At 53.2% G+C, this 10905-nt stretch carries 8 protein-coding genes; all 8 read right to left on the bottom strand.

Features of this window, described 5'->3' with window-relative positions; all coding sequences use genetic code 11:
- Positions 1–86 precede the first annotated feature (86 nt).
- Positions 87–731 carry a hypothetical protein gene (locus tag AF337_RS25720; RefSeq protein WP_049734345.1) on the bottom strand — a complete coding sequence of 215 codons (645 nt, stop codon included), beginning with the start codon at positions 729–731 and terminating at the stop codon, positions 87–89.
- A gap of 3 nt (positions 732–734) precedes the next feature.
- Positions 735–2939, bottom strand: coding sequence for an AAA family ATPase (locus tag AF337_RS25715; RefSeq protein ID WP_049734344.1), 2205 nt, complete (start codon positions 2937–2939; stop codon positions 735–737).
- A 21-nt stretch (positions 2940–2960) separates the two neighbouring features.
- Entirely contained in the window at positions 2961–3575 is a 615-nt protein-coding gene (locus AF337_RS25710; protein WP_049734343.1) for a hypothetical protein, read from the bottom strand.
- 534 nt (positions 3576–4109) lie between these two features.
- A complete protein-coding gene (locus AF337_RS25700) occupies positions 4110–5474 on the bottom strand; it encodes an O-antigen ligase family protein (RefSeq protein ID WP_244471316.1) in 1365 nt (454 codons plus the stop codon).
- Positions 5475–5479: 5 nt separating this feature from the next.
- Positions 5480–6784: an O-antigen ligase family protein gene (locus AF337_RS25695; protein WP_049734340.1), complete on the bottom strand. Its 1305-nt coding sequence runs from the start codon at positions 6782–6784 to the stop codon at positions 5480–5482.
- Positions 6785–6809: 25 nt separating this feature from the next.
- Positions 6810–7808, bottom strand: coding sequence for an NAD-dependent epimerase (locus AF337_RS25690; protein WP_049734339.1), 999 nt, complete (start codon positions 7806–7808; stop codon positions 6810–6812).
- 99 nt (positions 7809–7907) lie between these two features.
- Positions 7908–9218: an HlyD family type I secretion periplasmic adaptor subunit gene (locus AF337_RS25685; RefSeq protein WP_049734338.1), complete on the bottom strand. Its 1311-nt coding sequence runs from the start codon at positions 9216–9218 to the stop codon at positions 7908–7910.
- Positions 9215–10888: a type I secretion system permease/ATPase gene (locus tag AF337_RS25680; protein WP_049734337.1), complete on the bottom strand. Its 1674-nt coding sequence runs from the start codon at positions 10886–10888 to the stop codon at positions 9215–9217. The genes AF337_RS25685 and AF337_RS25680 overlap by 4 nt, the downstream gene beginning before the upstream one ends.
- Positions 10889–10905: the final 17 nt, after the last annotated feature.

Below are 10905 nucleotides of genomic sequence, written 5' to 3'. Positions count from 1 at the left end.
GCCAGTAATCGCTCCAAACCTATCTGCGGCCCGTGGCCTGAGAACATCGCTTACGCAAAAAACCGTAAAGACGCTTTCGAAATGCGTCATCTTCGTCTGGCGTCTATCAGCCTAGACTGCATATCCATGTCAGCGGCCAAGCCGAAGTCCTTGATGTCTTGAGCGGGCGCATGCTCCAGAAAGTGCGCCAGATCCGACGCCAGGGCACTGGCTGCGGCTGAACGGGTGACAGGTTGAAGACTGAGCCATACTCGCATCCGAAGACTAAGCACGTCGGGCTCGACAGGCGCGTATTTGGATGACAACGACATAAGGGCCGCGAGCTCGGCAGTGTTTTCACCTTGCAGCCTGCGAAGCATCGCAAAGCGGAGCCAATAGTTACCCTCTTTCGGCGAGCACCCAAGAGCGAATTTCATATATCGGTCGGCGCGAGTGAGCGTATCGACCCAAGCCGAAAGATTTGGCTCCTGCGCCGCCTCATCGACGGCGTGGAGCATGATAGTTACCGCCGGCATTAGTAAGTCTTCCCGGCACTCGTGAGACTGCTCGAGCTCCATCGCAAGCGCGGCCGCGCGTTGCGCTGATTTCTGACTTACAGAATGACCACCCTCGATACGAGCAGCCGTCGACACCAGATCGCTGAACCGAAGTGTTTTATAGAACTCGATTCCCGCGAATATCGTTAACAGCCCACAGGCGATCGAAAGCGCCCCACCTAAAATGGATCTCACGCGCTATTTATCTTCCAAGTAATAGTCCGAGTATTTTGAGTGATAGTATTCAACTGATCCATGCGACCGGTAAAGTTTTAGTTTTTTAGTATCGACCTTATTGAGAACCGCACCGATCGTTCTGGAATGTATTGCAGGCTCACTGCTCAAAACAGATTGCACGACCTTGCGAGACGTCATCCCCCACTCAATAACCAGCATAAAACTATCAATGAGGGACGTCATAGCTCGAGCGTCGATGACCGGCCCTGCAGGCGGGAGATCAATGATTACGTAGTCGAACTTGGTGCGAGCGGCTGCCAGAAAATCAGCCATCGCCTTCGACGACAGCAATTGCGCCGAGTTTGAGACGCGTTTATTGACCAACGCTGGTATAAATTCAACACCGCTTTCTTCAATACGGATCAGTATATTTGCGGCCGATGCGGAGCCATTCAAGATCTGGGGCAAGCCAGATTCTGCATTTGGCGCCAAAAGCCTGGAGGCTCCTGGTTGCCTGAAGTCCGCATCAAGAAGCAACGTTCGGCTGCCCTCTGATGCCAGCAAGTGGGCCAAGTTGATAGCAGCGGTGGACTTGCCCTCCCCGGGCAATGCCGAGACAACCCCGACAACCCGGCAGCCAGAGGTTTCATCGGATTCAAGAGCGATCTTCGCAGCTCTCAAAGTCTCTGCGAACATCGACATCGGGTGCGTCATGACATGATTTACCGCGCCATCTTTAACGGTAGGCATGAATCCAAGGAAATCGATATCGAGCGAGTTTCGGACTTGATCTCCAGTTCTGAAATACTTGTCCTGAAACTCGAGAAATGCCGAAGCTGACATGCCAGCGGCAATGCCCAGGATACCGAACAGCGCAAGCGCCAGCGGCTTTTGCGGATAGCTTGGTACAGTCGGATTTTGAGCCTTCTCAATAATCCGCGCCTCGGTTATCGGGAACGACTGTTGCTGCGTGGCTTCCTGATACCGCGCAAGGAACGTCTGATAGAGGTTACGAAAAGTATCGGCCTTCCGTTCAAGTTCACGCAGTTGAACCTGCGTTTCCCCGGCTGCTGCGCTCACTTTGCTGGCTTGCCCGACACTGTCGAAAAGCGACTTTTCCTTCGAAAGGGCTACATCGTAATCGCTCTTATAGCTCTCAGATATGCGACCCAACTCTTCAAACATCAGGCGCTCATACTCGGCCATCTGCCCTCTCAGCCGAACCGCTTGAGTGTGATTGGGCCCAAGCCGTGCAGAGATTTCCGCCTCTGTCTTGGAGGCTTCGAGATATTTCATTCTTAGATCGTTCGAAATCGAACTGTCCAAAACGTCGGTAACGATCGCGTCAGTGCGATGGGCGTCGATGATTATCTTGATACGATCATATCGAGCTTTTGCCTTGGCAGTCTCCGCCTGCGCATCAATGAGCGCCCTGTTAAGCTCAGATAGCTGTTGATCGGATATGAGTTGCCCACTGGTTGCAAGAAGTCCATTGTCGGATTTGAATTTCTGTACCGCCAGATCCGTCTCAAGCGCTTTCTGTCTCAATTCATCGATTCGCTGCTCCAGCCAGTCGCTGGCACGGCGCGTCGCGTCATACTTAGAGTTCAGTTTATCGAGCAGGTAGCCCTCTGCAATGGCATTCACAATTTTCGCAGAAAGGGCGGGCGATCTGGAGGTATACCCTATGTTCAATACGTAGGTTCGACCAACACGGCTCACCGACATGTTCGTTTTTACAGCTGCGGCTGCGTTTTCTCGGGCCTCGTCTATGGCATCCGGGTCTTCTGCCGAACTGGAAAAAAACCGCCGCAAATCAAGGAGCTGAGCCAAGCCGCTGCGAAGTGATTGGCTCGGCGACATGAAGATCGCGTTGTCCTGCAACTTAAGTTTGTCGACGACGGAAAGTGCCACTGAATCGGACCGAAGAACTTCAACTTCGCTCAAAACAGCGGCATCGTCGTTGACGGTGGCTCCGGTCTCGCTCATTTGGCTGAGGAGACCGCTATTGCTTTTGTCAATCAGCAGTGTGGCCGACGCAGTGTACATTGGTACAGCGCTTAGTAGAAAAGCTGCTCCCACCCCGAGCCCAGCTGCGAGCGCGATGGCGACGACAGCCCAGCGTCGACGAATTATCGCGAGGATAGCGTCAACGTCGAAGTTATCGCGTCTGGTACGAAACTCACTGCCGAGTTCAGCGGCATCATTTTTAAATGGGGACAGCATTCTAACTCCAACGGTACCAAATTAATTTGGACTAACCACATTCGTCACGATGGTCGTTGATCTCCCGGCGGCTCTGGCCGCCAACCGTGTCGGTGCAGTCGTCGCGGTCGCCACGTCGCCACCGACATTTCCACTGTTGCCGACCGCTCCCGTATTGCCAATATCTCCTGCCGCGGCAGGAGCGGCACCGTTACCCAGTGCAGCAGTTGCGGTGTCATTGGCGGCACCGAGAAATGCCGTTATGACCTCCTCCAGGCCGCTGGCCGCGATTTTCTCCTGGATTTGAAGCGCATATTCCGGCTGAGATACGGCGCACGCCCGTGCTGTCCACGCCAAACCGGCGCCAATCGCTGATTTTTGGCCCGGCGAGGCGCCGGCGGCAAGCTGGACAAGGCGGTCGACATTATCAAACCGACTTCCAGCGAGGGTCCTGACCTCCAAGGACATTGCCGCACCGCCCGTCGGATATTTTGTGGTCAGACCGGCAGGTTGAGAGGAGAACGAGTCCAACTGCTCCGGGCTCGCCTTCGCCGGAGCGATGAAACACGAGGCTCCCGCGTCAACAGCTGCATGTACTTGACCAGCGCCGAACAACACCACCAAAGCAGCTGCGCACTGTAGTTTAAAATAGCTCATTCCCTCACCTCATTTTCGCGTGCGGACCATATTTTGTGGGAGTGCTTTAAACAACCGCCCGGCCCAGGTTAGTTACCGCATCGTTAATTTCCGGCACATCACGAATAGCATCGCGTGTCGTCACGGTGCTTGATGTTGCCCCCAAAACCGAAGGGAACATCTGGCGCGGCGCCGCCGCCTCCTTCGAAACCGTCTTTGCTGGAGGCAGAGCCCGCTTTGACGGAAAGGACGAGAGTTGTGTTGTCTATGTTGATCTGGGCGCGATCGCTCCCAACCTTACGGCCCTTTGTCCTGACTTTAACTGTCGCTTTCTGGTCCAGCGATCTATCATCGCAGCCAGAACCCAGGAGCGAGCGTCCGGCCGAGCCAACAGCAAGGCCGACGGCCTGAAGAACCTTAGGACCACTTTTCATTAAGATCGCATTTCCTCAAACCTAACATTTTGAAATCGTTTAACAGATCAGCTTGTCGTTTTCGAGCGCTTCGCGATTTATTTTGAAGATGTTGCACTGGGGCAACGTCGTCACGACAAGACTATGTGAATTGTTTAAATGTCGTATTATCTGAGATACCATGCATTCTAATATTGCCTTTGTCTTGACAGGAGATCCCAAAAGCTATTCCGGCGACTGCGGCAAATAGGTTGTTAACGCCCGGTATTTGGAGAGGGAAATCGACCAAGGAATGGGCAAGTAGCGCAATAGTCGCGCTTATACCTAATGCTGCAAACGGACGGAAGCGTCGGCGGAGCTTCATACCGCCGAGATAGGTGCGGCACAAAATCAACATCCCACCCGCCAGTGCAACGAGGAAAATCGCACCAAGGCCGAAAGTGCCCTCCAGAAAAGAGTTGTGCGCCCTATCCCATATACCGTTTATTCCACAATCTGCGCTCCGATAAGGCGGAAACGCCGAGCGAAATGCCCCGAAGCCCGTCCCTACCCAAAAGTTTGCGTCAGCCCTGATGCCAGACAAGACCGATTCGTACGTGCACACCCGACTATCGGCAAGTTTTTCGGTGGTCAGGCGAATGATCGTTCCTTGACCGAACAAAACGATACACGAAAGAATCAAGCCGCCGCCCATGAGCAATGAAGGAATTGCCGTTCGTTGCTTCTGGCGCGCGGGGCCGCCGGAAGAATATGCACGGAGCAATCCTGCCATCAGCAAGCAACCAAGTATAGCGGCTGCTATGCCCGCCCTCGACTTGGTCAAAAGTAGCGCAAATACCCCAATCGCGAACAGCGCGGGCGTCATCCATCTCCATGTGGGCTTCCCCTTGGGTGCTGCACGCTGCCCATAAAACATGAGCGCCAAGAGAATCTGCAGAATGAGACCTATATAGGCCGCTGCGTTATTTCGATTCACAAACGGGCCTGTGAGGCTCTCCTTGTAATGCAGCTTGTCTGCCAAGACGATATGGTCAGGGTCTACAAAAAACTGGATCAGCGCGCCAACTACGATTGCGCCGCCCCATGCACCGAGCAGCCGCAGCAAGCGCAACGCCCTATCGTCGCCGGTCGATACGGCCCGAAACAAAAAGAAAATGGCGATAGGGACGAGTAATCGCAATATCGCGATATCGGTTGCCCCGGGTGACACAGAAATCGTCTTTTGGCGAATACTCTCCAAGCTTTCGAAAGCCGCGCCGAACGTCATGAAAGTCGACATATCCAAGGACTGCGAATATGCGGCAGCTGCCAACGCGCAGGCGATGATGAATAGAAGCCATAGTGTTTTTGTCTCAGCGGCGCGGGGCATAAAAACAAATGCCACTGCGCCTGTTACGAACGTCAGGACAGCGATAAATTGGAACGGAAGTTCGGCGACACCTCCGTATGCTAATGCCGAGAGTGCCACGAGGAAACAGAGCCAATGTGCGTAAAAACGTGACTTCACAAATTTCACCGCACAGCCGTCACTTGCGCGGGTTTCCCAGCGGCGATTGTTTGCGTCATTTCTCGATCCTGCTGCGAGTAGAACGCGGGATTTTGAGCCACGAGAGGAATTATGTACCAGAACATGAAGTCTGCCTGGAGCGGACCATCGTTGTGGTAAAATATGTGCACGAGATACGGGACGAATGCGAGCACGCCCACCAAATTTTTCGAGCAGGCGCGCAGCAGGTATGGAACGACAAAAAGCGCCAACACCCCATGCTTGTTGATAAACATCAAATAGTAATTATGGAGCGCATGGACCGTGATCGCTTGAGAATTGGGATAGTTTTTCAGCCAATCCCAGTACTCGGAATAGTGAGCGATGCTGTCGAATGACAGCCCATATCCGAATGGCCTATAGAAGAATAGCATCGAACCGTAGACGCTAAGTACCAGACGTCCCTCGCCTGAACTGTTTTCCGTGTTGAATGTCCGAAGCCCGGAGGAATTCATGGCCTCAACAATGGAATCTCCAAGGAGAACTGCAGCCACCATGAAAAGGCCTGCTAATAGCCCGAGCATCGGCTTAGCAGACGCCAAATACAGGGAGAAAAATATAGCTAAGCCAAGCATCGGCGACCGATTACCAGAGCATATTGCAACGAAACCGATGAGTGCGATCGTCGCAATCAGTCTTCGATCAAACCCGCTCATGATAGCATTCCGCCCAATTTGGCTAACGCGGTATGCGAAAATTACGGCAAAGGCCAAGCTCAGCTGCGTTCCGAGATGAACCGGGCTATATGACAAACCCAGCGCTCGGTAATGTGGGTCAAATCCCTCGAAATCTACGAGATCCCGCGGCTGTAAAGCGGACAGTGCGTCGTAGGCGGACCAAGCGGGCGAAAATCCGGCAAATTGCAAGACGGCAAAAATTGACGAAATCGCGATCGGCAGCAAAAAAATTAAAACCATTGACTGATAGCCAACGATAGTGATCACGCAATATCCCACAATCACGCCGATGATTGCTTGAATGTGGATCTGGAAAACTTGACCGATGGAGTAGGTGAAGCCGTCGCCAACCAAAGCGCTGGATATCAGTGCACAACAAGTCAAAAACGTAATGACAAATATCTGATTTCTTTGGTCCTTAACCGCGCGAACGATAAGTCCAGGCTCACACGCGCCCACCACGGCAAGTAACACCGCGACGAACAGCAATCTTACGGGCAGCCCACCGACCGATAGTCTCACCAGCACAACGGCAAGCATCATGTTGATCGCAAATAGGGTCGCTACTATCGGTTTCAGCAAGGCGTTACTCAACAGGTTTCGCGGTTTTGGCGTTCAATCAGTGGACTTGCGAGTACCATTCGACGAAGCGCCGAACACCCTCAGACACAGGTGTCTGGGGCGTATAGCCCGTCAACAACTGAAGAAGCTCGGGCGCTGCATAGGTACGAGGCACATCGCCCTGTTGCATAGGTAGCATATTACGCAACGCTTTCTGATCCAGCGCCTGCTCTACAGTTTCGATAAATGTTTCCAAACCAACCGGCTGCCCGCCCCCGATGTTCACAATGCGGAACGGGGCGTGCATTGATATAGTGTCAATCGCGGCGTTTGCAGGTGTCGAGGGCTGCGGAATCACCGGTATGAGTCGGATAATCGCTTCAACCAGATCATCGATATAGGTGAAATCTCGGGACATTTGTCCATGTCCATAAACGTCAATTGGCTTGCCGTCGAGTATGGCACTTACGAATTTGAAGAGCGCCATATCCGGCCGGCCCCACGGGCCGTAAACTGTGAAAAACCGAAATGCGGTGGTGGGGATATTATGAAGATGCGATTGGCTATGCGCCATCACTTCCATAGCTTTTTTTGTCGCTGCGTAGAGGGTCAAAGGCTCGTCTGCCTTGTCCGACTCCCCAAATGGAATCTTGCTATTTGCGCCATAAATCGACGAAGTCGATGCTAGCAGCAGGTGATTGGGTCGAAACTGCCGGCACAAATCCAGTATGTTCCACGAACCCACCAAATTTGATCCGATGTATGCGTCAGGATTCTCCAAGCTATATCTCACGCCTGCTTGAGCGGCGAGGTGCACGACAACATCGGGTCGAGCCGAGTTGAATGCCTCTGTCAGTCGCTCACGGTCCTCGAGCATTGCTATGACCGGGTGGAAACTGCTGTAGCTCGATAGAATTGCGTGCCGCCGTTCCTTTAGAGAAACGTCGTAGTACGGCGTCATCCCATCAAATCCCGTCACGGAATGACCTTCCTCCAACAGGCGTCTCGCAAGATGAAAGCCGATGAAGCCCCCAGTTCCAGTCACTAGAAATTGCATATCTGTTTGTCTTCTCTTTATCTGCGGCAATTTTTGCCTCGGATCATGCCGACACTAAGCACACCCGGATGAATAATCTATAAGGGACAGTCCGATTGGCTATCTCTCAACAAAAACACGCGCCATGTGATCGCGTATTGGCTTTGTGAAGTAACTTGCGACAGATCGATCGTTCCCTCTGATGAACGACTCTACAGGCATGCCGGGAAGGAGTTTCAATTCTTTCAGCTTTGCGACTTCATCAGCAGGGATGGCAATGTCGCATTTGTAAAACGCAGTATTCGTTTTGGTATCCATCTCGAGATCCGCCGATACTCTTACGACCTGGCCAGTCAAATCTGGCGTTGTGTTTCGATCAAACGCACTAAATTTTAGGAACGCTGACTGACCCACGGCAACCTGGTCGATCATCGAGGGAGCAAGCCTCACGCTCACGACCAATTCACTTTGGGATGGCACTATCTGAAGGAGCGTTTCGGCTGGTGTGACAACAGCGCCAACACTGTGGATATTGAGATCGTGAATAGTGCCCGCCGTCGGCGCACGTATTTCAACACGATTCAGTTGGTCGCGGGCCGTGACTTCTTTTTCAGTCAGTTCATCAAGGCGGCTCTGGACGTCTCTTTGCTCTGTTTCAACCTGCGACCTTAGATCCTGATCGATCTGCAATAGCTGAATCCTTATTTCCGAAATCCGAGCTTTCGCGCTCGCTGCAGAGGCAACCAGTTGCCCATTCTCGCCCTGAATGCGCGCTTCGCTTCGATCGAGGCTATTCAATCTATTGAGTGAAACAAGACCTTGCTTGTAAAGACGACGTGTTCCTTCCAATTCTTTATCGATCAGACTGATCTCTTGAGCCTTTGCGGCTTGTTGGGTTTCCAAGCCTTTGATTTGCTCTTGGTACTGGGTGATTTGTTCACCGAGTTGTTGACGCTGTCCCTCGCGCGCGTCTCGGCGGCTCTGAAAGATGCGACGCTCCGCTTCCATCACTCCGTCGATCTTGTCGGGCGCAAGTCGCAACGCTAGCTCCGACGGGACGACAATATCTTGCAGTCCCGTCCCCTCGGCAAAAAGCCTGGCCTTCCTTGAGTAGAGCTGATTAATTGCGGCCTTCAAGATTTCGTAGTTCATCTTGGCAGCAGTTGCATCCAACCTGATTAGCACTTCGTCGCTATGCACGACCTGTCCTTCGCGCACCAGAATCTCGGTTACTATTCCCCCACTAGGGTGTTGGACCGGCTTGATGTTTCCGTCAACGACGAGCGTTCCGGGTGCGACTACTGCGGTTGCGAGTGTTGTACTCCCGGCCCAGACGGCAAAACCGCCAAATATCGAGATCACCGCACATACGCCAAACAGCATATGACTGCGTAGCGATTTTTGCAGTCCCTTTCGCGTCTCCCCGTTCATGCTCCGAGATCTCCATCGACAACCTTAAGCGTTGTTGCCGGCAACGCCCGAGGCCCCTCGGATATTCGATTGATGATGGCATCCCGCTTCCCGTACATTGCGACGTCGCCGTTTCGCAGCATGAGTACATGGTCGACGATGTTCATGATGTCAGAACGATGCGCGACAACAACAACAATACCATTTCTGTCCTTCACTCGTTGCAGTGCGTTAGCGAGCGCACGCTCTCCATCGACGTCCAGATTTGAATTCGGCTCGTCCAGCACCACCAAGAATGGCTTCTTGAAAAGCGCCCTTGCAAGGGCAATACGCTGCCGTTGACCGGCCGATAGATTTTTGCCGCCCTCTCCGACCGCGGTTTCATATCCATGCTCGAAGTGAACGATCATGTCGTGTGCGCCCGCCGCATGGGCTGCATCCAATATATCGTCGTCATTCGCATTTTTATCGAAACGGCTGATGTTTTCCGCTACGGTCCCCTCAAAGAGTTCGACTGTCTGAGGAAGATATCCGATGTGCGAACCACGTGCAGCGTCCGTCCATTGATCTAAGGCCGCACCATCAAGTCTAATCTCTCCCCTTAATGGCGACCAGATCCCGGCAATTGCTCGCACGAGACAGGACTTACCTGAACCGCTAGGACCGATGACGCCGAGTATGCTTCCCGCCTCAAGCGCGAACGAGGCGTTTTTAACAGCTAGCTTCTGGGTCCCGGGTGGCACGATCGCAACGTTCCGAACCTGCAAGTTCAGCTGTGGAGCGGCCAGGTTCGTTTTATGCTCGGTGACCGTTGCTAGTTTGGAACTCTCACTAAGTCGTCGCCAAGCCTGCATCGCGCCAATCAAAGACTTCCATTGGCCGATAACTTGCTCCACTGGTGCGAGCGCGCGGGATACAATTACCGAGGACGCCAAGATCATCCCGCCAGTCAACTGGCCATCAACGACGAGAAACGCTCCGAGTGCGAGGACACCCGACTGGACGGCATATCTGAACGTCTTGGATGCGCTGGCAGCCATACCGGCAAGATCATTTATCTTGCGGCCCGATTTCGCATGCGCCTCGTGATGGTCGAACCATCGCTCATACGCGCGATCGAAAAGCCCCATCGACGCAATGGCTTCCACATTTCGATGAACCTCTTCCTCCAGCCGACCTCGGGCGGCGAGCGTTGAGCTAAGGTTTCGCGCTTCTCGCTTCGTGGCAAAATGCGTTATTGCCGTCAGCATGACCAGGACCAAAAGTGCTGAAGTAGCAGCAACCCCGATATACGGATGAAAAAGAAAACATACGAAAAGGTAGAGAAGCGCCCACGGAAGATCAAACAAAGACAGGAGGCCGCTTCCGGATAGGAACTGCCTTATCTGATCCAAATCCGCGGCCGGCCTCGTTGCACCCGGCCGCACACCTGCAACACGAGGCATCGTTGCAATGATACGGAAGACCGAGGATGCTAGGTCAATATCTAAGACGCCGGCAACACGTGCCATAATACGGCCGCGTACCACGTCCAAAACGCCCGAGAAGAGATAGAGAAATGCAGCGAGAACACCCAGTGCCACGAGCGTAGGCATGTTCTTGCTTGGTATCACCCTGTCGTAGACCTCAATCATGAAGATTGGACCTATAAGCGCCAGAAGGTTTACGCAGCTTGTCAGAACCACAGCCATGATAACTGCGGGAGTAA

It is taken from the genome of Rhizobium ecuadorense, from assembly GCF_001187535.1.
GTDB lineage: Bacteria > Pseudomonadota > Alphaproteobacteria > Rhizobiales > Rhizobiaceae > Rhizobium > Rhizobium ecuadorense.
This window is presented reverse-complemented; position numbering and strand designations above follow the sequence as displayed.

What these genes read in the sequence shown, in the direction of transcription:
- AF337_RS25715 (WP_049734344.1), bottom strand. Translation starts at nt 2,939, where the DNA reads ATGCTGTCCCCATTTAAAAATGATGCCGCTGAACTCGGCAGTGAGTTT.
- AF337_RS25710 (WP_049734343.1), bottom strand. Translation starts at nt 3,575, where the DNA reads ATGAGCTATTTTAAACTACAGTGCGCAGCTGCTTTGGTGGTGTTGTTC.
- AF337_RS25690 (WP_049734339.1), bottom strand. Translation starts at nt 7,808, where the DNA reads ATGCAATTTCTAGTGACTGGAACTGGGGGCTTCATCGGCTTTCATCTT.
- AF337_RS25685 (WP_049734338.1), bottom strand. Translation starts at nt 9,218, where the DNA reads ATGAACGGGGAGACGCGAAAGGGACTGCAAAAATCGCTACGCAGTCAT.
- AF337_RS25680 (WP_049734337.1), bottom strand. Translation starts at nt 10,888, where the DNA reads ATGGCTGTGGTTCTGACAAGCTGCGTAAACCTTCTGGCGCTTATAGGT.